The organism is Leptospiraceae bacterium (assembly GCA_016708435.1).
In the GTDB taxonomy this organism is placed as follows: Bacteria; Spirochaetota; Leptospiria; order Leptospirales; family Leptospiraceae; genus UBA2033.
Window position 1 is genome coordinate 239,136 of sequence record JADJFV010000035.1, and the last position, 24,350, is coordinate 263,485.

Below are 24,350 nucleotides of genomic sequence, written 5' to 3' on the forward strand. Positions count from 1 at the left end.
CGATAGAAATATCATAGAGGTAGACGATGGGCAAAGAAAAAAAGAATAAACCTTTCTCGGAAGACTATGAGAAAATATACAACGCAATTATAGACGATATGACAGAAGAGTTAGAGTCTTTAAACGATGATGAACAAAATCGTGACAAAGACAAAGAACTATTAAAATTTCCAATTGGGGGAGACATTACTCATCACACTCAATCGTATTTAAAAGAGTTACTTAAGCTACAGATTCAACTTGTTAAACTCCAAGACTGGGTAAAGGAAACAGGTTATAAATTAGTAATTCTATTTGAAGGAAGAGATGCAGCAGGAAAGGGGGGAGTCATCAAGCGGATAACGCAAAAATTAAACCCGCGTATTTATAAAGTAGTAGCTCTCACAGCTCCATCCGAAAGAGAAAGAACTCAATGGTATTTTCAGCGGTATATAACTCATTTGCCGGCGGCGGGTGAGATTGTAATGTTTGATAGAAGTTGGTATAATAGAGCTGGTGTAGAAAAAGTAATGGGCTTTTGCACAGAGAAAGAATACCAGGAATTTTTAAGCACAGTTCCTGAATTTGAAAGAATGATTTGTCAATCAGGAATTCATTTAATCAAGTATTGGTTTTCGATTTCAGATAAAGAGCAGGAGTTTCGGTTCAATTGTAGAATTCATGATCCTTTAAAGCAATGGAAATTAAGTCCAATGGATTTGCAATCTAGGATTCGTTGGGAAGATTATACAAAAGCAAAAGAAGTCATGCTCGAAAGAACCCATATTCCAGAAGCTCCCTGGCATATCGTTCCCGCGATTGATAAAAAATTGGCTCGTTTAAATTGTATCTCTCATCTACTTTCTGAAGTTCCGTATAAAGAAATTAAAACAAAACCAATCACACTTCCGCAAAGAAAACGAAATGAGCATTACAGGCGTAATCCTACACCGAAAGATTTAATCATTCCACAGGTGTATCTGTAAGAATTTCTTTCTCGTATCGTAGAAATACTTCGTTGTCTATTTTTTCGCAGTGAGTTAAATTCCATTTATCCTCTGCGAAGTTAGGAAACTCGAATTCACCATCTACGATAGAGGGAAGATTTTTTTTGCCGATAAGAAATGGAACTATTGTGAGATTGATTACATCAATAAGTCCTGCTTTTTGGAAGCTATAATTTAAAGTAGGACCGCCTTCTAATAATACTCGGTTCAGATTTCTATTTTTTAAAATGGAAAGGATTTCTTTCGGTTCAATTGTGTTTCCTTCTAAGACTAGAATTTCTGCAACGCCAGATAATTCTGCTTTGACTGAAAATTCATTTTCTTTGAGGCAAATCACAAGTGGTCGAACGTCTGGATTGGAAAACACTTTTCTATTTTTAGAAACAATTCCCTTTCGTAGCAAAATTACGGGTAACGGGTTTTTGCCTTCTACATATCTGAGTTTAATTACGGGATCATCATTGATAAGTGAATTCTTTCCAAGAATAAGAGCATCTGCTTGGCTTCGAATTCTGTCCATTTGTCTTTTGTCTTGCCTTGAGGAAAGACCATACCATTTCCCGTCCGGTCTTGCTACTTTACCGTCGAGGGTCATAGCCATGTTAATCGCTAATTGAAATTTCATTTGGTTTAAGAAATCCTCGATTTCTTCTTATCCATCTCTCTTTGGAAGATTACAAGAACCGAGCCTGCGCAGTTCCCACAATTTGTAGATGCTCTGGTTGTATCGATTAGCTTTTCCATTGTATCGCATCCATTTTCTATTGCTGTCACTAGCTCGGACTCTGTGACTGACTTGCAAAGACAAACTTTTTTAGGACGCATCATTGCATAAAGACTGGAAAGATCTATTTCTTCTGACATGAAGGACTCCTTGTATATTAGATAGGACACCAATATAAAATTTAGTAAATTTCTTTCCAAGCTCAGGTGTGATTGTAATGTAGCAAAAAAGAAACATCAAATACAGTAAATACTTCTTGCTATTTGGCAAGTAAATTTATGCGATACAGAAAGGTATTCTTAGTTTAAAAAATGAGGTCAGAATGGAAGTAAAAGAAAGGGTTTCCTTCAAGGAACTTTTCGGGTGGTGTATGTTTGATTTTGCAAACTCCTCCTACACAACGGTAATTATTAGTGTAATCTATTGCGATGTATTCAGTCGTCTTGTCGTTCCAGCAGGGACTAATCCTGATAATCCTTATCAGGAAGGAAATCTACTTTGGGGTATTGCTCTTTTTATTTCTTATATGCTAGTGGTAGTTACAGGACCTATTCTTGGGGCAATCACAGATTTTTCCGCTCGTAAGAAAAAATTCTTATTAGGAAGTTTTCTAGGATGTATCAGTGCAACGGCACTTCTCTGGTTTGTTTCTGAGCCAGGCTTTGGTTCTATCGGTCTTGCATTCTTCTTAATCGTTGCATCTAATTTCTTTTTTGCTTCAGGAGAAAATATTGCTTCTAGCTTTCTTCCCTTTCTTGGACCAAAAGATGATTTAGGAAAGATTTCCGGTTATGCTTGGGGGATTGGATATTTTGGTGGTGTAGCAAGTGTCGCAATTGTGTCTGGATTGGGTGAGATCACAACAGAAAATTTCCAAGCTCTACGGATGGTTGGACCTTATACCGCAGCTTTCTTTTTAATAGCAGGACTTCCTACTTTTTTATTCTTAAAAGAATACGGTGCAGCCGTTAAAAAGCCACCAGGAAAATCCTATGTTCGAATCGGATTTGATACTGTGGTTAGAACGTTAAGAGATATTGCAAAATTTAAAGATATGCAGATTTATCTACTCTCTCTTTTCTTTTCGATGGCAGCCCTTGGCGTAGTAATTAGCTTTGCTTTCATCTATGGAGCACAAGAAATTCATATCGAAAATAAACACCGCCAAGCCATGTTCATCTTGATTCAAATTTCAGCAGCATTAGGAGCAGTAGCATTTGGATTCTTACAAGACAGGATGGGTGCAAAGAAAACGTTTAACGTTACTCTTGTCATTTGGATTATTTGTCTAATGGCGATTCACCAGGTTGTCAATATTACAAGTTTACTGAATTCAACTTTGTCTGTAGGAATTTCGGTTCAGTGGATGTTTGTGATTATTACTTCTCTTGCAGGAATGGGGCTTGGGTCTACTCAGAGTTCTAGTCGTGCCATTGTGGGAATGTTTGCTCCTGAATCTAAAACGGGGGAGTTTTTCGGATTATGGGGATTATCCGGTAAACTCGCAGCAGCACTTGGAATATTCTCTGTCTCTCTTCTTCAGACAATGTTTAGCCTTCGAAATTCTTTTATTGCCATTGCAGTCTTCTTTATTATTTCTTTAGGAATAAACTTTTTTGTCGATGAAGAAAGAGGAATCGCCACAGCGAGAAACTATAAGGATTAAGAATGCTATTAACCGAAGATGAAGTAGAACTCTATCAGAACCAACGAAATTTGGCGCTGTCTACAATTGATGATTTGACTGATTTAAAAATATCCCTTTTAGAATCAGGAATGCCAGTCCCTCAATTTGTAAATAATTCTATCGGTTATTTAAAGAAGAAGTACCTGATCCAGGATCATACGATTGGTCAGGTACTTAGGACTCATGCAGGTGGACCTGCAAGCACTGGTTCTGGGTTTTAGAAATTAATCTCTGTCATCTTTCTGATGATGGTTCTTTGGTTTAATTCTATCGCTTTTACTTTTTTCTCAATCTCTCTATTCAACACCTTCAATACAACTCTATATGTATCAAATATATGCTTTTGACTTGCAAAAGGCAAAAGCTCATTTGGGTCATTGAGTCTGTTGTTCATGGAAGCAAGATTTGTCATATCGGGAGAATCATTCACCCAGGGTAAATCTTTTGCTTTGTATGATGAATCGCGCGGCTTACTTGGAGTTTCTTTTACTTGCGGTGTTGTTTCTGGTTTTACATCCTTTGCTTCTGGCTTAGCTTTGTTATCCGCTGTAGGAGTAGGAGCAAGCTTTGGTGCTTCTAAGGCAGGAAGATTTTTATCATGTCCGGAATAATACTCAATCACTATATCGTTATTAGTATCAGGGGCAACGTTATCGTCTGTAATATTTTCCTCTTGGATTTTCTTACTGCCATTTTCTTTTTCTCCCTCTCTTTTTACAGGCTCAGTGGTATAGGGTGTTGGATTGATAATACGACGAACTTCTTTTACATAAGTTGTCCCTGTGTAATTAACTTTTGAGAATTGAAAGATAACTTTAGAGAGAGACTTTCCATCTTCACTCAAATAGACAAATGCTTTTGTGTCGTAGATATGTCGATTCGGATAATCCTCGTAAGTTACACCTTGCCCTAAGTCCAATTTTAAATACGGTTTGTTGTCTTTGTCTTTGAAAAAGAGTTCATTTTTATTGATGATGGATTCATCTATTGGTTCATGTTGAATGTATCTATACCCATTCTTCAAATAATTCTGATCAGCAAGTGTTTTGATTCGGGTTACGTTTAGCGCAATTGAATTGTGAAGTCGATCTAAGATTCGATCTGCAAATCCATGTGTCCGAATCGCGTCTATATATTTTAATTCGTCGATTTCAGATTGCTTGGGTGTGGTAGGTTCCGCAAATATTCCAAGAGCGGATACTAATAGTATGGCGATAAAAAATTTCATTTCATTCTCCTTTATGTATTATCGTTTTTCAGAGAGGCAAAATTAATAAAACTCACCAAGATATTTCTTTTCAAGTGTTTTAAAATCTTCTGCTTCGACTACTTTGGAAGATTCTAGCTTTCCTTTAGTCAAAATTTGAAAGATCATCTTAGAGCCAACTTCTTTAGAGACTACACTTACTTCTTCCAATTTGCCTTTATTATCTTTGAAAATCTTACCCGGTAGAGAGCGAAGAACTACAAACTTTTCAATATGCTCTTTATTTACGAGTTCTATGTTCAAGCGTTTTCCAAAATTCAGATAAGTAAGAGTCAATGAATCACTGTCTTTTTGGAAATTCTTTACATAGATTCCATCTTTATCGAATTCATTGAGTCCAATTAAATTATTATCCGTCCAGTATTCGATTAAGTTAAATACGAGTGCATCAGAGAATAATACGACATAGACAGGAAATATAAAATAAACATAAGCAACTACAGTTCTGAGTGTTTTTCCAAAGAAACCTTCGCCGCCTAACGTTTCATTGAATGCATATGCCTTTCGGGTCAATGCAAATTTACCGAAACAATTTGCAGTGGATGTGAATGTAAAAAGAGTGATGAGTAATAATAACGTTAGCCGTTTAATGTTCTTGGTCATGATTGTATTCCTTGTTGTAGTATCGAAAAAAGTTGGCACTTTAAATGATGTCACCCAGATTGTCATTCCCAGAATCTCTGTCCCCGAAATCGCTCAATGCTGCATAATTAAGAATTTTTCACCACGAAGGAAACGAAGATCACGAAGGAGTTTATTATAAAACTCTATCTTTTCTTCGCGTTCTTCGTGCCCTTCGTGGTTACTCTCTTCTTGGTTTTCCGACAGCATTGGACATCGCTTGGAGGCAGTGTGTGATTCAAAAAGCTAACTCACCATGACATCATTTATAAAGCTAAAAAATTTATTAGTAAATTTCGCCAGCGTATTTTTGTTCTAGTTGTTTGTAATCTTTTACTTCGATTACTTTGGATGATTCTAACTTGCCTTTTGTTGCCATACGTAAAATCATTTTAGAACCAATGTTTTTAGAATCGACTGTAATCTCTTCTAGCTTATCATCTGTTTCTTTAAAGAATTTTCCTGGCTCAGATCTAAGAACCACAAACTGATCTGATTTTCCGTTTTTGGAAACATCGATTACAAGTTTTTGTCCAAAGTTTAGGTAGGTTAGTTTTAATGACTCTCCTTCTTTTTGGAAACTCTTTACATATTTGCCTTCTTTATTGTATTCGTTTAGTCCGAGTGGATTTGAATCTGTCCAGAATTCAATCAAGTTCAAGATAACTACGTCAATAAACCAAACGATACCTGCAATGATTGGAATAAAGAAATAAACATACATAAGAATTGTTTTAACAATCTTACCTGCCCAATCATTTCCCATAAGCCCTTCATTTAATCCATAGACTTTTCTAGTTAACGCAAATTTTCCAAAGCAATTTGCAAACGAAGTCAAGCTCACTCCTACAATTAAAAGTAATAGAGTAAGTTTTTTAAACAATTTATTCATATCGAAATCTCCTATATTATGTTACAGTTGGATAAATTCCCTATTCAGACAAGAAAAAAACTTTTTTAGGAAAAGAGAAAAACTATTTTGCCACAGAGGCACAGAGAAATTTCTAGAGAGTCTTATTCAAAAAAAATTGCTTATTTTCGTTATTCAGGTTAACAATATTCAGTTACAGCTTGCTTATTTGCTCCAACTCTTTTTGGCTTTCCTTTATATGATGCACATGAATAAAATTGGCACAATTCCATAACCCTCTGTGACTACTCTGCGCCTCTGTGGCAAAACATTCTGATTAGATACAAATACATTGCACTTTTTTCCTTGACTGTAAATTTTCAGTGAAACAAGTAGTAAGGCATGAACTCAAAAAAAATTGACATCAAAGATTTTCTTCTCGGATTTTTAACTTGCCTTTGCCTATTGCTACTCACTAGCATATCAGGCTGTGGACGAACACTCTCAAGACTCGGACTGGGAGATCAAAAACTCAATTTACCGAAAGATTTTAAATCCATGGTGAGCGTTAGCTTACACAAAGACTCAACAGGTGACACGGTCAAAGATTTAACCTACGAAACCTTAGAGGGAAAATTTAGATCCGTCGAATACAGAGATAAAATCTGGCACTTAGAAGGTGGAATTGTCTGGGAACAGGATAAGTAATAGTAGCCGATGCTGGAGAATCGCAACTGCGTCGGGAGTAGCTAATCTATGTTATTCACAAGTGTAGAATTTTTTATTTTCTTTGGGCTAGTCTTTTTTTATCAATGGTATGTGCATCCGTTGTTTACCAAAAAAGACGGAGACGAAGCTAGCACTTCCCTTCATGTATTCTTACTCATAGCTAGTTATTATTTTTATATGAGTTGGGACTATCGTTTCGGTGCCCTGATTCTAATTTCTACACTCATAGATTATTTTCTAGCAATCGAAATTGGTAAGTCAGAAGACCAAAAGAAAAGAAAGTTTTTTCTAATACTCAGTCTTTTTTTAAACCTAGGTTGTATCTTAGGATTTTTTAAATATTACAATTTTCTCGCTCACTCTTTTAATACGGCAGGGGAAACTCTCGGTTATTCTCCCTTCGTTCCTATTTTAAATATTATCCTTCCCGTAGGCATTTCTTTTTTTACGTTTCAGTCTTTGAGTTATACGATTGATGTATATCGAAGAGTAATTCCAGTAGAGAAGAGTCTAATTAAATTTGCACTCTTCGTTTCTTTTTTCCCGCAACTAGTAGCGGGACCGATTGTAACGGCTAAGACATTTATGCCGCAATTATTCAAGAAAGTAAAATTAGAAGATGTAAATTTCAAAAAAGCAATTCGGTATTTTCTCATGGGTTATTTTAAGAAAGTAATCATCTCGGATAATATTTCGCCTATTGTAGATGTTATCTTTAAAAATCCAGAGAGTTATGGAACCTCTGCTCTATGGCTTGCCAATGCACTGTTCGCCGTTCAGCTTTATGGAGATTTTAGCGGATACACTGATATGGCATATGCTTCTGGACTTCTACTGGGATACGAACTACCGGAAAACTTTCATTTGCCGTTCAAGGCAACTAGCGTGACTGACTTCTGGCGAAGATGGCATATCTCTCTTTCTACCTGGCTTAGAGATTATATTTATTTTTCCCTCGGTGGAAGTAAAAAAGGCTACGTGCGTCACAAATACAATTTATTTATGACGATGTTTCTTGGCGGTATCTGGCATGGAGCGAACTGGACTTTTTTCTTGTGGGGAACTTTCATGGGATTCTTCCTAGCAGTAGAAAGTGTATTCAGTGATTTAAAAGAAAAGTATTTTAAAGAAACCTTTTTGAAATACAATGTAATCGTAAATATATTCGGTTTTATTTACGGAATTGGAGCGGTTACACTTGCTTGTGCGCTCTTTCGCGGCGAGAGCATTGAAAAATCTCTGCTGATGATAAAGAATATGCTTACCTATGTAGCAGGAAGTCCAAGACCTTATATGATAAAGACGGGGGCTACGATGTTTGCAATCATTTTCATAGGTCACTACTTTGGACATTGGATATATGAAAATAAAAAAGATTATAAAATTCCTTATTGGCTTGAAGTTGCAAGTTATCCAATTATTATTTTAGGAATAGCTTATTTCACAAATGATAACGAAGCTCCATTCGTTTACTTTCAGTTCTAGTTCTATCTCGTCTAACGTATCGGTTGTGGCAAACCAGTAGTATTCGGCGTAAGACTTGTGCCGCCTGTGGTGCCAGTTGGACTTGTTGGATTTTGAGGAGTATCCGCAGGTTTAAATTTAGACGGTGGATCTTCTCCAATGAAGGTTAATTTTGTTTTCTCTACACGCTCATATAATTTATCCTGAATGTTTCTAAACACAAAAGAACATTTCTCTGGATTAGAATAATCTTCTTTATAAATAAACATTGTGTCAAGAAACCAAGCAAATTCTCCGCGATTGACGAGAGGATTTTGAGATTTGGTAGTTCCTTTTATTTTTTTATCGAAAATACTTGTATCGTCGGGGGAAGTTGATTTTGCTTCACTAAGGGATTTTTTGAACTCATCGCTTTTCTGTTTTGCTTTCTCGGAGTCGCTAGCTCCTTCTTTTTCAAAATCTCTTTGCTTCCTATTCCAATCGTCTTCCATTGCGATTTTTTTTAAGAGTGGGAGAATAATTCCATCTCTTTTTTTGAGTGCTTCTCGCTGACAGGATTTTCGCTCTTCTAAAATTGTTAGCTCGTCTTTGGTAAGAGGCACTTCCACAACAGCCTGAAAAAAATTACGCGAAATGAAACCGGTGTAATCTGTGTTCTGTAGCGGCTTAGAACGATAATTCGGATCAGCCGGTTTGCACAAAGAAAATAAAAAGAAAAGAAAAAATACAAGTTTCATATTCTTGCATCATCAAATTTGTTTTGAGTAGGTCAAGTTTTAAATCAGAGCAGTTAAATTCGCACCTCATTGCAGTTCATCTTGCAGTTTATGTTGCAGTCCAAATATACTTACAAATTTTTGTGGGTAAAGATAAACTGCAAGATGAACCGCAACATGGACTGCAAGTTGGTGTATCGGTTGTAAGAATTTAACACGCTTACGCTAAAGCGCACAAAGTAAAAAGCCACAAAGGGCACTAAGGACTTAGTGTTGGAAAAAGAAACTTTGTGAGCCTTGTGAAATCCTTTGTGTTCTTAGTTTTAAAAAAAGTGGAATAAAAGATTCGGAGACAAGTTTCGGAAGTCATGGAGCGATAATTCTTTTAGTTTACAAAATAGTGTTATCCGATTACAATTGAAAATTATGGAAACTACAATGTCTTTAAAACAAATATCTAAACAGGCACTTTCTTTAAATGGAATACAAAGAGCAAAGCTCGCAGAGATGTTAGTCATTAGCCTTGATGTAAAAACATTATCTTCTATTGATAAATCTTGGATACAAATTGCATCAGATAGAAGAGAGGAGTTGACTTCTGGGAAAATAAAGAGTATAGAAGGAAAGAAAGCTCTCGCTCAAGCTAGAAAGCGATTAAAATAATGAGATTTGAATTTCATCCTGAAGCTTTACAAGAATATGAGGAGGCAATAGATTATCATTTACAAATAAACAAAAAGCTTGCGAATCTATTTGTTAGCGAAGTAGAGAAAAAAATAAAACTAATTTTAGAAAGACCCAAATCATATCCAATTCTTAGAAAAGACGTTAGGCGATGTCTATTGAATATTTTTCCGTATTGAATTCTCTATTCATTGGAAGAACATAATCCTGATTCAACAATCTTAATTTTAGCAGTAATGCATTGTAGTAGAAAACCAAGTTACTGGAAAAGTAGAACGAAAAAATGAAAAAAATATTCTCAAGAAATAAATCAATTGCGCTCTTGCTATTTTTGTTTGGGTATAATAATTTATTTGCGGTTAGTGTGATGACAAGTGCTACCTGTCAAGCACAACAAAGATTGACTCGAGAAATAGAAACTGCTCGTGAACTAGACATTTGTAAGAATAGAACTAGAACATTTGAAGAGCGGCTAAAGGATAAACATGCTTTCTTATATTTAAAAATGCCGGAGTTAGGCGATGAGTATTTAGATTACGATATTGACTATAGCCCTGAAGGTAAATCAAGAAAAGAGCGAGCCTTACCAATTTATATTGAACTAACCGGCGGGGCAGTGCTATTAAACCCTCCGAAAGAAGATAGAGAAAAATATCAGGTAAGTTCTGAAATAAAGGAAAGAATAATTTCAGAGAATTCTAGCATCACAAGAAGAAATTGCACCTTTATGGCAATAGGGTCTGAGTATTTATTTCCAATTCCAGCGAGAGAGGGAATACTCAGTGTTAAACTCTATTTCGATTATACGAATGATGAGGCGAGATACTCGTATTTGAAGAAAAATCCATTTTATAAAAATAGAATTCCGGAGAAATACTTTGATCAATTTGTTCACAGAGGCTTACAGACCCCCGTTAATTTTGAATCTGGTAAAATTTATCAGTTAGAAATACTTATTGACCCGAACTCATCAATTCCTCGCGGATCTTATAACGCAACTGCCCATTCTCCTTTTGAATGGAAACAGGAAACAGTCCCCGGCTTCACAATCACCCTCAAAGAACTACCGCCTAATACCAAGTTTGCGTTCGATGGGAAGGATGATGTTGGGAAAACTTATGAGCAAGTGAAAAAGGAATTTATTTTGTATGATAAGAGTGCAGAGGAAAAATAGGTTTAGCCTGAGCTTGAAAATAGAAAAAGATTTTAACACGCTTACGCTAAAGCACACAAAGTAAAAATCCACAAAGGGCACTAAGAGCTTGGTGTAAGAAAAAGAAACTTTGTGAGCCTTGTGAAATCCTTTGTGTTCTTAGTGGTATAAAAAGTGGAATAAGATATTCGGGTAATTTTGTATTAGCTGCTAAATGGAAAATCTTTTACTCCAATAACAATCTCTTTTTATTCTCATCGAATTGTTCTTTGGATTTATTTCGGATGGTTTTAAATGCATCGCCAGCGCTTTCGGATAATACAGAGCCTATCATGGCACCTACAGGACCACCGACTGTCATGCCTGCATAGACACTGGCTAACCATACTTTGTCGATACTCAGTGGAACGTAACTTGATTTAGAATAGACGAGTGGAATTTTTATACCTGCTCCGGCGATGCGTGTGGATACTGCTAAGTTGACTCGAATGTCTTCTGTTGGATTTTCTAAGCCAATATCAGCTGTTCCTTTTGTATTAAATACAAAGCCTTGCATATCTAAGTTTTTTACTTTGAATCTTTGGTTCTTTAGAGCGAAGTCAATGTCGATCGAATTAAACTTGGAAATGTTTGAGTTTAATTTGTCGTCTGTTGGAATGATTTTATTTAAGAATCGAATTGGGTAAAGAATATCAGCTTGTTCGAGTAGCACTCCTTCTTTCATTTGACTGTAACCGCTAAGGGTTAGATTTTTTAGGAAGTCTTTTTCGCCGTATTTATTGTCTGTTTGGAGTTTTACGTAGGTAGATAGAGTTCCTTCGGCAAATTTCTTTTTTAGGATTTGCTTTGTTATTTTTTCTAAGTTTACTCCTTCGATTTCTAGATAGGCACTTGTCGAGACTCCATCTCTTAAATCTGCTTCCCCGGATAATAGCAAATTGCCTTCTGCTAGCTTTCTAAGCCCTAGATTGTAATTGAGAGAAGTATTCTTTAAAATTGTATTTGCATAGAAATTATATACGTCAATATTTTCATAGCTGATATGATTTGCTGTATACTTTAAGTCAATGAATGCTTCTAGGTTCTTTTGCTCGGATTGTTTTTGTTCTGATTTTGGCTGTTCGGTTTTAGTTTCTGGATTGGAAAGAGAATTTACTAATTCTAAAATCGGCGTGATGTGAACAAACGAAGAGTTTGCGCTTGCACGAATATTAGGACGATAAGTAAAATCCAAATCAGAATCAAGCTTTAAATCGAGTAGAGTCGGAAGAGTTAATCGTAAATCTTTCGTTTTTACTTTTTTAGAAAGTAGGGGATAGTCTATATTACCTGCTAAACTAATCGGAGCAATTCGTTTTAAAAGGTTTTCTTTTGTTTTATACAAAATTGAATTTATTTTTAAATCTAGATTGTTTACTAAAAGCATTTGCTCTTTTTCTTTTTTTGTTTTGGCTTTTAGATTTAGATTTGAACCTACCACGCTTAGCGAAGGAATACTCTTTAGATAATGAGCGTATTCTTGCAATGGCAGGTTACTTAGAATTAGCTCCGCATCGAAGAATAAAGATTCTAAGTCTAGCTTATCTGGAGAAATCCCTGCATTGCCTGTGAGGATAATATTCGTTTTCCCATAATCTACATTGAGCGAAATTGTAGCTTCTTGAAAAGATTCGTAGCTTAGTTTGATTTCTTTAGCAATTGGTTCATGGAGAATTTCTCTAGAGAAAGTTTTTACTTTTACTTCTACATTTTCTAGTAGAATCTGTTTTACTCTTAGGCGTGTATTTAATAAATCAATGATTTCTTTTGGATCAGTTTCTGTTTCTTCTTTTACTTCCTCTTTTGTTTTGGGAAATGAATTGAGCAAAGCAGCTATATCGATATACCCATTTTTAAAAGAGAGATCGTCTACTTGTAATTTGCCGCCAGCAAATAAGGGAAGAAAAAATACAGCTAGATTTGCTTCTTGTAATTTTAAAATTTGTATTTCTTCTTTTTTTGTTTTTAGCTCTACTTCCTGTAGACCAAGTCGTAAATCTGGATAAACAGAAAGGTTTAATTGATTTAAGCTTAATTTATAATCAGAATAGTTTTCTACATTCTGCGTTATTAAGTCTTTGTAAAAATTCTTATCAAACAAAAGAGGAACATAGAGAACGAGTGGTAACGCAAGAAACAAAAGAAATAAGATTGCAAAGAATTTTAATAGTTTTTTAATAAACTTCATTGTTGTTAGTACCTAGTGGAAGGCTTGCTATCTAATGCTGTAAACTTAAGATTTTTTAACCACGAAGGACACGAAGATCACGAAGGGATTTTGTAATGAGATCCTGTCTTTTCTTCGCGTTCTTCGTGCCCTTCATGGTTAATTCTTTTTTTCTTTTCCTTAAGTCAACAGCATTAGGCATTCGCTACTACAGGCTAATGCATATAAAATTAAAGTTATAAGGAATATCAAATTGTTTTTATTTAAAAATATAGTGCATTTATTAATTATAACAGTTTTATTTTCCTGCCAGTTAGCTTCTAGATTGAAAAATCTAAATCAAAAAACTTTGCCTTCTATCAAAAATTCTATTTCGATGGAACTGGTTGAAATTCCAGAAGGAGAATTTCAAATGGGTTGTAGCAATGCGGATTCTAGCTGTGATGAAGATGAGACACCAGCTAGAAAAGTTTCCATTGATAAACTTTTTTTTATGGGCAAATACGAGGTAACCAAAGGTGAGTTTTCAAAATTCATTTTTGATACTGGCTATAAGACAGATGCGGAAACTCTTGGTTTTGCGAACTCCTGGAAGAGTTGTCATGGAATGAAACAAAAAGAAGATCATCCTGTAATTTGTGTAAGTTGGAACGATGCAAAAGAATTTACAAATTGGCTAAGCACAAAAGAAAAAAAGAAATACAGGCTACCTACAGAGGCAGAATGGGAGTATGCGGCGAGGGCTTCGATTGCTCTTTCTGTATCGACTAATCTAGTCGATACTCGATACTATTGGGGAATTGATATGAACGATAATTATGTATGGTATAATAAAAATTCAAATAAATCCACACACCCTGTAGGAACAAAAAAGCCAAACGGGAACGGACTCTATGATATGGCGGGTAACGCTTCTGAATGGTGTGAAGACGATTACGATCCAGACTATTTTAAGAAAAAAGAAGTGAATTCATCAAAAAAAAAAGAGGAAAATAATAAAGTCCTGCGGGGTGGAAGTTGGTTTGATTCTTATTTAATGCTGAGAGTATCTGCTAGAGTTTTTGCTCCCAAGGATGCGAGAGAAAACTATTACGGCTTTCGGGTCGTAATGGAAAAATGAACTCTGAATTTTCATATATTTATTTTGAAAACAAAAACTAAATGACTCTCAAAATTTCACAGGAATTGCAAACCGTGTATGAGCAAACGAATTATCGAGTAATCCTAGAACATAAAGAAATTTTACTGCGTGTTGGAGTGATTTCAGAAGAAATGAATTTACTTTTAGAAGAGTCAGAAAAAGAAACCTATGTATTCGTCACAGCGGCTAATCCATATTCCGTGCTAAAGTCCGAAGAGGAAAATGTAAGATTAACCCAGAAACTAGAAGATAAAATCAAAGAGAAAGAGTATTTTTATATCAAAGGAATCGGAGAGTCACCTGACGGCAATTGGAAAGAAGAATCCTTTTGTATCTTGGGAATTGATTTAGAAGAAGCCAAACTTTTATCAAAAGAATTTTCCCAGAATGCATTTTTATTTGGCAAAAAAAATACTGTAACTGAACTTATTTGGACTGTTTAAAAAACTTTTGAATCTCTTTGTCTTTCATAAATTCATAATCATAGTCGGGACCGTAGTCTACATAAAGCTCCTCACCGGCCTCTATTACGCGTAACGTTTTTATAAGAGCATAAGGAGGATCACATATCTTTTCAAATTTTACATTTTGGAATTTTACTGGAGCATAATTCATTCTAGTAAATACATTGCCTTCCTGCCTGCCATCAGCGCCTACATAGTTTTCGAGATAAGGCTTCGCACAGTCTTTAAACCACATTACATATTGCCATTGGTCTTTGTCTACTAACGCATTGTATTCCTCCTCTGTAATCAATTTACCCTTATACGATCCAAGAACAATTCCAGCCTCTAATCTCTGAGAGGTAAATACCCCTTTGCCTGACTTTGGAATCAGGGAGGTTTTAATCTCAAGAGAGGATTCTAGGTTTGGAATCTCTTTTTGTTTAGGAAAAGACGCACAAAATAAAAGGGGAGTGATTAAAAGAAGTAAGATTGTTTTTTTCATTGACTTATCCAATTGAAATTCCAATCTTTTGGGAATCATAAATTTGAAAACAAAAGAAGTTTTTTAAGTTAATAAATACCAAAATGAGATTAAAAAAAGACCTATTGGTTTTTCGAAGTTCATCTTGTAAATCTTCATAATCCTGTCAATAAGATATTTTTGGTTTAACCAGTTCTTTGGATAATCGATATTATCCGTTTCATATACTTTGATTTCTAGGATAAGAATAAAATCAGATTGATTTACTAGAATTATTATAAATTCTGGATATAGAAGTAGCGAGGAATAAAAATCATGATATTTGAACTGATACTTAAATTTTTTGGAATAGAAAATCATCAAGTCGGTGGAACAATCGAGACATTTCATACGATTCCAGAGATCATTGCTTTCTTTCAAAGAATATATCCAGAGGCAAACGTTGAGAAAACGCCCGAGGATTCAGAAGAGCTAGGAATTTATATCAAAAGAAAAGATGTAAATCGGATTTTTATACCGATTCGAGAGAGTCAAAAGAGTGGCTATTTCTTAATAGAAGTTCCCAGTGAATCGAGTTTGAGTTAGATTAGCTCTTACACGGAAATCGCAATGGATAAAAAGGATGAATTGCAAATTAAGATGGTAGAAGTTTTTCCTTGGAATACTAATTTTGAAACTGGTATTTCTAAAATAGATGAACAGCACAAACGTCTTGTTGAATTGCTAAATATGTTAGCAGGACATTTGGCATTCAGATCCGATACAATCGCTCTCAATTCAATTTTTGTTGAGCTAACAGAATATGCTCTCTATCATTTTCAATACGAAGAAGATATCTGGGAAAAATATCTCGGAGAGGATACTTTAAATTATGCGCACAAGCAAGAGCACTCTGACTTTGTAAATGATATTCTAAAACTCAAAGCAGAAGAAGGTTGGAAACCAATAGATGATATTTTAGAAGATGTCCTTTCTTTTCTAACTCATTGGTTAGCGTTTCATATTTTGCAAAGTGATAAGCGTATGTCAAAAGTTGCCTTAGCAGTAAAATCCGGGTTGACCCTAGAAGAATCTAAGAAAACGGCAGACGAAGAAATGAGTGGAGTATTAAAAGTGCTCATTGAAACTATTCTTTCTATGTATGATAGTCTTTCTAGTCGCACACTCGAATTATTACGAGAAGTCACTGAGCGTCAAAAAGCAGAGGCTAAGCTTCGTTTGGCGGCAAACGTATTCGACAATACCTTAGATGCAATCTGTATCACCGATTCAGATTTTAAAATCATGGAAGCCAATCCTTCTTTTTGTCAGGTAACAGAATTTGCCTTTGTCGATGTGATTGGAAGAGACTTGAGTGATATAAAGTCTGGCTTGCAGGAAAAAGAACAAATTGAAGGCTTCTGGAGTATGCTAAATGAGTCCGGTCATTGGAGTGGAATTATTAGCAATCGCCGTAAGACAGGTGAAGTAGAAGCAGAATGGCTTACACTATCGGTAGTGAAAAATGAATCAGCAGCTATTAGCAATTATGTGGCAGTGTTTTCGAACGTCAGCCATTTGATTCAACAACAAACTGTGCTTGAAAAAATCGCACATCACGATGCGTTAACCGGTCTACCGAATCGATTATTACTCAAAGATAGATTGAGTCTGGCTGTCGCTCATTCCGAAAGAACAAAGACTTCACTTGCAATCTGCTATATTGACTTAGATGGATTTAAACCAGTGAATGATAAGTTTGGTCATGCGGTAGGCGATATAGTCCTAAAAGAAATAGCAAATCGTTTTCGTAAAATTGTGCGTAGCCAGGATACTGTGGCTAGACTCGGTGGAGATGAATTTGTAATTTTAATCGGAGACTTAAAGAATACACAGGATTACAAAAGAGTTTTAGGAAAAGTATTGGAAGATGCAAGTAAACCAGTCGGCTTTGGGCAAAATCAATCAGTAAATGTAAGCGCAAGTATTGGAGTTACCGTATTTCCAGACGATGCGAGTGTTGCAGATACATTGCTACATCATGCAGACCAAGCTATGTATGAGGCAAAACGATTGGGAAAAGGTCGTTTTTGCTTGTATCAACTCAAGTAATTGGCTTTGAATTGCCCAAAAATTGAATTTACTCCATAGTCCCTTTTACAGCCATAGTATAAGAATAGAAATTTTAAAAAATACGCCCATAGGATTTCAGGGCAAGAGGTAGATTTATGGCAAAATTAGAACATCCACGTTCAGCATTATTTTCGGGAGAAAAACCATTCCCTATCATCCCAGCTTGCGAGCATTTCGCTGGTTCTGAGAAACTCATCACCAAAGCACTCGAGCTTCAAAATAAAATGGGCGGACTCTTTGACATCACTATGGATTGCGAAGACGGAGCACAAACAGGAAAAGAAAAAGAACACGCAGAAATGATCGTGCGAATTCAAAATTCTGATCTAAACGTTCACAAGATGAGTGGGGTTCGTATTCATGATTATTCAAACGCACATTGGAAATTAGATGTTGATATCGTTGTTCCTGGTGCTGGCGAAAAAATTGCCTATATCACAATCCCAAAACCAACAAAAGCTGCACAAGTAGCTGAGATGATTTCTTACATCCAAGACGTTGCTAAAAAAGCAAACATCAAAAGAGAAATTCCAATTCACGTATTGGTAGAAACACACGGAGCACTTCTCGATGTGGAAGCAATTGCCGCGCTACCTTGGATGCAAGTTCTTGACTTCGGGCTAATGGACTTTATCTCCGGTCACCATGGGGCAATTCCTGCTTCTGCAATGAGAAGCCCGGGACAATTTGAGCACGAATTATTACGTCAGGCGAAAGCGACAGTTGTTGCAGCAGCTCTTGCACACGGAGTGATTCCAGCGCATAACGTTACATTAGACTTAAAAAACCAATACCAAACTTATAGCGATGCAAGCCGTGCTAGAAACGGATTTGGATTCTTACGTATGTGGTCTATTTACCCAACTCAAATCCAGGCGATCTTAGATGCGATGACACCTGACTACAGCGAAGTAAAAGTTGCTTGTGAAATTTTACTCGCAGCACAAGACGCAGAGTGGGGACCAATCCAACACGCAGGCGAACTCCATGACCGCGCAACTTATCGCTACTTCTGGGAACTAGTCCAAAAAGCAAAAATCACAGGACAAAAATTACCAGACGAAGTAGTAAAGAGATTCTTCTCGTAATCTGCTGGGCGTTGCGGCGAAATCAATCGTCGTAGGGAACGGTTTCAAACCGTTCCCTACACCGTAAAACCGCCGCCGCGCTTTCGGCTACTGTCAATAAATCGCATCCGCGATTTAATTGCACCCGCCTCAATCGCTAACGCTAGTCCTAAAATGAAATTATAATTATTTACTAAAAATACTACAAAGGAAAATAAACATTACCCTCTAGGGAAGGGGGCCTCCGTGCAGGCCAACTGAGAGCGGGGTCGAAGTCAAAGGCAAAAACAACAAAACTATGAAACTATCCTATAACTGGCTAAATGATTTTGCGGATTTTAAATCCATACCGTTTGAAAAGATTTACGAAAAGATAAGTCTATCGATTTGTGAAATAGATGATGTTTCTGAATATAGAGAGCATCTGTCTACGATTGTATCGGCGAAAGTGGTCGAAGTAAAAAAACATCCCGATGCAGACAAACTAAGTGTATGCGTTGCCGACATTGGAACAAGGAAGATTCAAATTGTCACCGGAGCCCAAGTAGCAGAAGGAGAAATCGTTCCGCTTGCAATGATTGGAACTGTATTCCCCGATGGAAAAGAAATCAAAGAGGGAAAGCTTCGCGGTGTCGATAGCTTTGGGATGTTTTGTTCCGAAAAGGAACTTGGTCTAAGCGAAGAAGCAACTGGACTAATGAAATTAGCCGCTTCTACAAAGCTTGGAGTTAGTCTACGTCAACTACTCGATTCAGAAGATAAAATCATTTTAATCGATAACAAATCCATTACTCATAGACCCGATCTTTGGAGTCATTTTGGTTTTGCTCGTGAGCTTGCCGCCCAACTAGGAATTAAAATAAAATACGATCCATTTGAAACAGAGTTTCTATTTTCAAATGATCTAAGTCCTAAAGTATTTGAAAATGACAACGCACACTCTTATTTTGCCGCTAGTGTAAAGGGATTTACAATCAAAGATTCGATTCCTAAAATCAAAGACAGACTTTTGAAATGTGGGATTAAATCCATCAACAACGTTGTGGATATTTCCAATTATGTAATGCTTGAAATGGGACAACCAACTCATTTCTTTGACAAAGCAAAGTTAGGCGACGTTGCCATAGAAGTAAAATATGCAAAGAATAAGGATAAAATTTCCCTTCTAGATAAAACAGAAAGAGAATTGGATTCTGCTATATTAGTCATTTCTAATGCAGGAGTTCCTGTTGCCATTGCAGGAGTAATGGGTGGCGATACATCGGCGATTTCAAATACAACCATTGAGGCTATTTTAGAGTCAGCAGTCTTTAAACGAGAAGATGTTCGTAAGACTATTCGTGCGACAGGGATTAGAACTGAGTCTGCTGTCAGATATGAAAAGGGACTTGATTCCCATTCGAGTCTACCCGTTATTAACCGCTCATTGGAATTGTTAAAAGAAAATGGTTGTCCTGCATTGACAGCAAGTAAGCCGGCAGGCTTTGAGCATAAAAAAGAAAAACAGGAAATCAGAACTACATTTACTTTCTTAAATGCAAAGCTAGGAACTATTTTTGAAAAGAAAGTAATCGTAGATATTTTACAGAGACTAGGATTTCATGTTAGCACAAAAGAAGATGATATAGTAGTTATCGTTCCGCATTATCGTCATAATTATGACATTACCATCGAAGAAGATTTGGTTGAAGAAGTAGGTCGATCTCTAGGTTATGCGGCAATTGAACGTAAGCCACTACTTTCAGATGTGAAACCTGTAACAAAGAATTCCAAGCGAGAAATAGAACGTGCGATAAAGCAAATCTTTACGCATAATCTTGGTTATTCGGAAGTGTTTAATATTCCTTTGCTTCAGAAGAAGATACGAAATTTGAATCAGAAGATTCCACTGCATTGGGAATTGCGAATTCGATGCCGGATGAATTTAAGTTTCTTAGAACTTCCATTTACCCTTCCATTTTAAAACATATTGCTGTTAACGCAGACAGATTTGAAACTGTTAAAATATTTGAACTTGGAAGAACCTATCACAAGATTAAAAGCAGATGAGCTTGCTTCTGAAAAAAGATTTTTCGGATTTGGAGTTTTGCGCAATCGTAAGTCAAATGAGCTTGTCGATGCAGAGAATGATTTCCTCGCAGTTCGAAATGATATAGATACTTTGTTTCGATTATTCGGATTTAAGAATATTGTTTTAGAAAAAGGAAGCCTATCTTATTTTCATCCAAATGCTTGTCTACAATGGAAATTAAACGAAGAAGTAATTGCCGAGCTTGGCTTTCTTCATCCAAAATACAACGATGCCTATAATGTAAAACGAAGAGTTTTAATCGGCAAACTTTTTTTTGATGCCATTGAAAGACTTAACATTCCAGAGAATAAAAAATTTACCTTTGTCCCACCTTCTCATTTCCCGCAGGACCAAATGGATATTTCTCTTGTAATGGACAGAGCTGCGACTACTGAAAATTATGCGCAACTGGTAAGTAAGCTTGGAGTCTCCGAGATTCAATCTGTTTGGGTTCACGATATTTACACAGGACAAAATATTTCTCCTGATAAAAAATCAGTCACCTATCGAATTGCTCTTATGAACTACAAAGAAACTTTTACACAAGCAGCAATCAAAGAGATTACAGACAAACTAATAAATCTGGCAAAGGATAATGGATATTTGCTGCGGTAAATGAAATGTTTTATTCTAGCAGCCGGTTTTGGAAAGCGCATGGGGGATTTAACGGCAAATTTTCCTAAGCCGCTATTGCCTTATCGGGGTAAAACATTATTAGACCACACGATTGACTTTGCGGCTGAGTTAGGAATTACTGAATTCATTGTCAATACACATTACCAGGCAGATAAAATTCAGGAGCATCTAAAGAAGAACTCTAAGTATACTTTTCATATTTCTTATGAGCCAGAGATTTTAGGAACCGGCGGTGGCATTAAGCAGGGGATAAAAACAAGTATCCGCGAGGACGAAAACTTTCTTACTCTAAATCCAGATGTTCAATTGACCGCAAGACCAGAAGATCTAAGATTAACGATTCAAAATTATACAGGCGATTGTTTGCTTTTTTTGTCTCGTCTTGAAAGAGAAGCAGAGTATACCAGTTTAGATTTGCAAGACGGGAAGGTTTATTTTAAAGAGGGCAATTATTTTTATGTTGGGATGAGTCTGTTAAAAGCTTCTATCCTAAAAGAAATTCCAGAAAATAGTTTCTATGATTTGGCTCTCATTTTTAAAGCTTTGAGTAAAGAGAATCGTTTAGATGGATTTGTGCTTCCCGGGGAAGCCATTGACTTGGGTGACAAAGAGAAATACTTTAAATTAACCGCAGTGCAATAAAATAATATGGTTGCAAATAGCAACAAATTCTGTGAAAATGTAAGAAGTTCGAACTGAGGCGCACAATGGAAGATAAAAAAGAAAAACAAATCAAGAGAAAACATGTAGAAGAGTTAGTGCGTAAAAAATTGGATAGCCAAGGCTATAAGATGAATCACCACAAAGACATAGTTGGAGTGAGTCCCGACATTATTGCTGAAAAAGATGATGTCGTTCTCTATGTTGAGGTAATTGGCTATAAGTCGACAGCACGTGCGGCTACCCGTGATTTCTATGAAGTTTTCTTTCGAGCCTTTGCTCAGTTAGAGCAACCTGATTCAGATCATATCATCATTGCAATGCCTATTCAATATTTGAAAGACATGAAAAAAAGAATTGAATCCATGAAGAATGGTTGGGTTCGTCTTTGCATTGCCTTTCCCGAAATCACTGTCTACTTCGTTGATCTAAAACAAGAAAAGATTTATAAGAAGAGACTTCCAGAAATACTTCATACAGAAGAAGAAGTTTAGCCACAGAGGCACGGAGAAATAAAAATTAGGTTTTTCCTTGTCATCCCCGAAATTTTTTGTCGGGGATATCAATGAGTAGGAATTTTCAACAGAAAATTTTTAGAATGACAGCTTCAATGTAATGCCGATTATTAATTTCAAATATGAACTTTTTTATCCATTTACTCCCAATTCTATTCATAATTTTTACGTGTGCGGATACTCCTAATAAGCCGGTAATTCGAAAAGAACTTTTTGGATGGGCGGGTGCTCCTGAGGATATTAATAAGAAGCCGCATGAGTGTTTTTATGCTAAGTTTTATGGTAAGGTTGAAATACTTTCTTCTAAACTTAGAGCAGAAGATTATAAAAATAAATGTATTCAGTCTGCGACAAAGCAAGCGAAGGAAGAAATGCTTTTAATGGCATTGCATTACTCCTTTCTGGGAGGTAACGATATAGATGGAGTATATTTAGATTTGCCTATCTTTGAGAAAAATATGAAAAAAAAATCGATGCAAAATTACTCAACTGTAAGCCGAATGCTTATTCGTTCCATCAGATCGCAGTATCAGCATCTTCTTTTCCAAAAGCTTCGGAGGGGATAATATCGGGTAGTCCGTCAGGGTATCTAGTTGCTTCTGTTCTTAATTTTTCACTGCTCATAGAGAACAATACCTGTTTTATTGATGGATTGAATAAACTTGCGATTACTCATCATTATCCATTCAGACGGAGTATATAGGAGCAGGTCAAGTCGATCATTAAAGATTGGATATAAAGCAGAAAAGTCTTCGTATCTATCAAAAAATCTTTTTGCAGTTTCATATATTAAAACTAAGTCGAAGTCACTTTTTTTAGATTCATCATTGGTTGCATGAGAACCAAATAGAATTACTTTTTTAATATCTTTTACTGAACAGAAAGCCTTTAATTGGTTTAATTTTTCTGCGGAGATCATAGTTAAATATTAAAGTCAATTAAGACTCTGTCAAGTAGTATTTTACTCATACCAAACAAGCGGGTCTTCTTTGTATTTGAGATCGTCTTTTATAAGCTTATAACGTTTAACCGCAAGAGTGTTCTCTTTTAATTCTCCCACATGAAAGCCAGTCTTATGCTTGTTGCCGGATAATCTGGTGCTAGATGCAGAGTTGATGATATAATAGGGAGTATCCGCTGTTTTGTTTCGAATCCAATTGGAATGACAATGTCCATGAAAAAAAGCAAGCGGAGGTTGACTCAAAAGAGAGCTTGTTACTTCATCTCGATTTTTCATCTTGTGGTACTCGGATTCAAATCCGTCCGGGGGATTCCAGATAGGATGATGACAAACGATTGCATACTTTTTAATTTGATTTGCTTTGAGATAGTTCTGGGTTATATTGATTACTTTTGATTTTACAAATCCTGTGGCGATTGCGATGGGTGTAGGCTCGTTCGAATCCCAACCAATGAGAGTGAGGTCTTTGATTTTTTTTACTCGAATGTATTCGCCATCCGCATTTGGAATTACATTGCCTGAAAATTCACCGAAGTATTTCATATACAAGTCTACTGGTTCAACAGAACTTGTCATATAACGATCGTGATTGCCTGGAATTAAAAATGCCTTTTCATTGAGAATGGGGGCTAGAATTTTTCTAGTCTCAGCAAATTCTAATTCGTGCGAAACGTTAGTTATATCGCCTGACAATAGCAAGCAATCGTAATCAGATTTCTGAATGAATTCTATTAGTCTCTCAATGGCTTGAAATGGGTGCAGCTTGCGTCTTCTTAAAGCAAAATTCAAATAGCCACTGATCATTTTGCCTCTGAGAGCAAAAATCGGGATTTTGGTGGGAATATGTAAATCAGAAATATGGATGAATTTCATTAGGAGGTGAGTTCCATGACTCCTAAGATTTCATACTTTTGAACAACAGAGCCTTCTGGAACTCGAATTTCCGAAAGGATTCCGCTAACCGGTGCTTCCACAGGGAACGCTGCTTTGTCTGTGACTAGTTCGAGGATTTCTTGCCCTTCTTTGATATTTTCTCCTACTTGCGTATACCACTTGATAAGCTCAATCTTATCTGTGTCTCCCAAGTCTGGAGTTTTTAACTCAAAGTATTTTTTTATTTCCATAAATGTAAATCCTACTTGCAGTATTGGCGATACTATTTAAAGTATAGGA

At 36.2% G+C, this 24,350-nt stretch carries 26 protein-coding genes and 2 pseudogenes; 17 read left to right on the forward strand and 11 right to left on the reverse strand.

Going from position 1 to position 24,350, the window contains the following annotated elements; genetic code table 11:
• The first annotated feature begins 26 nt into the window (after positions 1-26).
• The gene (ppk2, locus tag IPH52_26435; protein MBK7058525.1) at positions 27-965 is read left to right on the forward strand and encodes a polyphosphate kinase 2; all 939 of its coding nucleotides are present in this window, start codon (positions 27-29) and stop codon (positions 963-965) included.
• On the opposite strand, the gene IPH52_26440 is transcribed toward ppk2, so the two are convergent.
• The gene (locus IPH52_26440) at positions 943-1,587 is read right to left on the reverse strand and encodes a RibD family protein (protein ID MBK7058526.1); all 645 of its coding nucleotides are present in this window, start codon (positions 1,585-1,587) and stop codon (positions 943-945) included. The two genes, ppk2 and IPH52_26440, sit on opposite strands and share 23 nt — an antisense overlap.
• Positions 1,588-1,616: 29 nt before the next feature.
• Positions 1,617-1,811, reverse strand: a complete 195-nt coding sequence (locus IPH52_26445) for a (2Fe-2S)-binding protein (protein ID MBK7058527.1) — start codon at positions 1,809-1,811, stop codon at positions 1,617-1,619.
• A gap of 221 nt (positions 1,812-2,032) precedes the next feature.
• Between IPH52_26445 and IPH52_26450 the strand changes: the two genes are divergently transcribed.
• Positions 2,033-3,376 carry an MFS transporter gene (locus IPH52_26450; GenBank protein MBK7058528.1) on the forward strand — a complete coding sequence of 448 codons (1,344 nt, stop codon included), beginning with the start codon at positions 2,033-2,035 and terminating at the stop codon, positions 3,374-3,376.
• A gap of 2 nt (positions 3,377-3,378) precedes the next feature.
• Positions 3,379-3,618 (forward strand): hypothetical protein, encoded by a 240-nt coding sequence (locus IPH52_26455; GenBank protein ID MBK7058529.1) that lies wholly within the window; start codon positions 3,379-3,381, stop codon positions 3,616-3,618.
• On the opposite strand, the gene IPH52_26460 is transcribed toward IPH52_26455, so the two are convergent.
• From IPH52_26460 to IPH52_26470, 3 genes are all read right to left on the reverse strand, one after another.
• The gene (locus IPH52_26460) at positions 3,615-4,625 is read right to left on the reverse strand and encodes a hypothetical protein (GenBank protein MBK7058530.1); all 1,011 of its coding nucleotides are present in this window, start codon (positions 4,623-4,625) and stop codon (positions 3,615-3,617) included. The genes IPH52_26455 and IPH52_26460 overlap by 4 nt on opposite strands.
• Positions 4,626-4,667: 42 nt before the next feature.
• Positions 4,668-5,267 (reverse strand): DUF3332 family protein, encoded by a 600-nt coding sequence (locus IPH52_26465; GenBank protein MBK7058531.1) that lies wholly within the window; start codon positions 5,265-5,267, stop codon positions 4,668-4,670.
• 304 nt (positions 5,268-5,571) lie between these two features.
• Positions 5,572-6,177 (reverse strand): DUF3332 family protein, encoded by a 606-nt coding sequence (locus IPH52_26470; GenBank protein ID MBK7058532.1) that lies wholly within the window; start codon positions 6,175-6,177, stop codon positions 5,572-5,574.
• A gap of 360 nt (positions 6,178-6,537) precedes the next feature.
• Between IPH52_26470 and IPH52_26475 the strand changes: the two genes are divergently transcribed.
• Together IPH52_26475 and IPH52_26480 are read left to right on the forward strand one after the other, a co-directional pair.
• Positions 6,538-6,843 carry a hypothetical protein gene (locus IPH52_26475; GenBank protein ID MBK7058533.1) on the forward strand — a complete coding sequence of 102 codons (306 nt, stop codon included), beginning with the start codon at positions 6,538-6,540 and terminating at the stop codon, positions 6,841-6,843.
• Between the two features lie 48 nt (positions 6,844-6,891).
• A complete protein-coding gene (locus tag IPH52_26480) occupies positions 6,892-8,349 on the forward strand; it encodes an MBOAT family protein (GenBank protein MBK7058534.1) in 1,458 nt (485 codons plus the stop codon).
• Between the two features lie 11 nt (positions 8,350-8,360).
• On the opposite strand, the gene IPH52_26485 is transcribed toward IPH52_26480, so the two are convergent.
• On the reverse strand, positions 8,361-9,065 hold the full coding sequence (locus IPH52_26485; GenBank protein MBK7058535.1) for a hypothetical protein: 705 nt from the start codon (positions 9,063-9,065) through the stop codon (positions 8,361-8,363).
• A 405-nt stretch (positions 9,066-9,470) separates the two neighbouring features.
• Here IPH52_26485 and IPH52_26490 point away from each other — a divergent pair, with 405 nt between their 5' ends.
• The 3 genes and pseudogenes from IPH52_26490 (at position 9,471) to IPH52_26500 (ending at position 10,902) form a co-directional block, all read left to right on the forward strand.
• Positions 9,471-9,707, forward strand: a complete 237-nt coding sequence (locus IPH52_26490; GenBank protein ID MBK7058536.1) for an addiction module protein — start codon at positions 9,471-9,473, stop codon at positions 9,705-9,707.
• A pseudogene (locus IPH52_26495) lies at positions 9,707-10,015 on the forward strand (type II toxin-antitoxin system RelE/ParE family toxin). Before IPH52_26490 ends, IPH52_26495 begins: the two are co-directional and overlap by 1 nt.
• The gene (locus IPH52_26500; GenBank protein ID MBK7058537.1) at positions 10,012-10,902 is read left to right on the forward strand and encodes a hypothetical protein; all 891 of its coding nucleotides are present in this window, start codon (positions 10,012-10,014) and stop codon (positions 10,900-10,902) included. Before IPH52_26495 ends, IPH52_26500 begins: the two are co-directional and overlap by 4 nt.
• Positions 10,903-11,107: 205 nt before the next feature.
• On the opposite strand, the gene IPH52_26505 is transcribed toward IPH52_26500, so the two are convergent.
• Positions 11,108-13,108: a hypothetical protein gene (locus IPH52_26505; protein ID MBK7058538.1), complete on the reverse strand. Its 2,001-nt coding sequence runs from the start codon at positions 13,106-13,108 to the stop codon at positions 11,108-11,110.
• 232 nt (positions 13,109-13,340) lie between these two features.
• Here IPH52_26505 and IPH52_26510 point away from each other — a divergent pair, with 232 nt between their 5' ends.
• Together IPH52_26510 and IPH52_26515 are read left to right on the forward strand one after the other, a co-directional pair.
• Complete coding sequence (locus IPH52_26510) at positions 13,341-14,207, forward strand: formylglycine-generating enzyme family protein (GenBank protein ID MBK7058539.1); 867 nt, start codon at positions 13,341-13,343, stop codon at positions 14,205-14,207.
• Positions 14,208-14,248: 41 nt separating this feature from the next.
• Entirely contained in the window at positions 14,249-14,671 is a 423-nt protein-coding gene (locus IPH52_26515) for a DUF3293 domain-containing protein (GenBank protein MBK7058540.1), read from the forward strand.
• Here IPH52_26515 and IPH52_26520 read toward each other — a convergent pair.
• Positions 14,655-15,176, reverse strand: coding sequence for a hypothetical protein (locus tag IPH52_26520; GenBank protein MBK7058541.1), 522 nt, complete (start codon positions 15,174-15,176; stop codon positions 14,655-14,657). The genes IPH52_26515 and IPH52_26520 overlap by 17 nt on opposite strands.
• A 294-nt stretch (positions 15,177-15,470) precedes the next feature.
• Between IPH52_26520 and IPH52_26525 the strand changes: the two genes are divergently transcribed.
• From IPH52_26525 to IPH52_26555, 7 genes and pseudogenes are all read left to right on the forward strand, one after another.
• On the forward strand, positions 15,471-15,740 hold the full coding sequence (locus tag IPH52_26525) for a hypothetical protein (protein MBK7058542.1): 270 nt from the start codon (positions 15,471-15,473) through the stop codon (positions 15,738-15,740).
• A 24-nt stretch (positions 15,741-15,764) separates the two neighbouring features.
• Positions 15,765-17,246: a bacteriohemerythrin gene (locus tag IPH52_26530; GenBank protein MBK7058543.1), complete on the forward strand. Its 1,482-nt coding sequence runs from the start codon at positions 15,765-15,767 to the stop codon at positions 17,244-17,246.
• A gap of 116 nt (positions 17,247-17,362) precedes the next feature.
• The gene (locus IPH52_26535) at positions 17,363-18,355 is read left to right on the forward strand and encodes a CoA ester lyase (protein MBK7058544.1); all 993 of its coding nucleotides are present in this window, start codon (positions 17,363-17,365) and stop codon (positions 18,353-18,355) included.
• A gap of 277 nt (positions 18,356-18,632) precedes the next feature.
• Positions 18,633-21,020 (forward strand): annotated as a pseudogene (gene pheT / locus IPH52_26540) (phenylalanine--tRNA ligase subunit beta).
• A complete protein-coding gene (locus IPH52_26545) occupies positions 21,021-21,683 on the forward strand; it encodes an NTP transferase domain-containing protein (protein ID MBK7058545.1) in 663 nt (220 codons plus the stop codon). It abuts the pseudogene before it with no gap.
• 65 nt (positions 21,684-21,748) lie between these two features.
• Positions 21,749-22,195: a hypothetical protein gene (locus tag IPH52_26550; protein MBK7058546.1), complete on the forward strand. Its 447-nt coding sequence runs from the start codon at positions 21,749-21,751 to the stop codon at positions 22,193-22,195.
• Between the two features lie 143 nt (positions 22,196-22,338).
• Positions 22,339-22,782, forward strand: coding sequence for a hypothetical protein (locus tag IPH52_26555; GenBank protein MBK7058547.1), 444 nt, complete (start codon positions 22,339-22,341; stop codon positions 22,780-22,782).
• Positions 22,783-22,829: 47 nt separating this feature from the next.
• Here the strand turns inward: IPH52_26555 and IPH52_26560 are convergent, their stop codons facing one another.
• The 3 genes from IPH52_26560 to IPH52_26570 are packed head-to-tail and all read right to left on the reverse strand — an operon-like array spanning position 22,830 to position 24,301.
• Positions 22,830-23,135, reverse strand: coding sequence for a nucleotidyltransferase domain-containing protein (locus IPH52_26560; GenBank protein ID MBK7058548.1), 306 nt, complete (start codon positions 23,133-23,135; stop codon positions 22,830-22,832).
• 42 nt (positions 23,136-23,177) lie between these two features.
• A complete protein-coding gene (locus tag IPH52_26565) occupies positions 23,178-24,050 on the reverse strand; it encodes a metallophosphoesterase (GenBank protein ID MBK7058549.1) in 873 nt (290 codons plus the stop codon).
• On the reverse strand, positions 24,050-24,301 hold the full coding sequence (locus IPH52_26570; protein MBK7058550.1) for a hypothetical protein: 252 nt from the start codon (positions 24,299-24,301) through the stop codon (positions 24,050-24,052). The genes IPH52_26565 and IPH52_26570 overlap by 1 nt, the downstream gene beginning before the upstream one ends.
• Between the last annotated feature and the right edge of the window lie 49 nt (positions 24,302-24,350).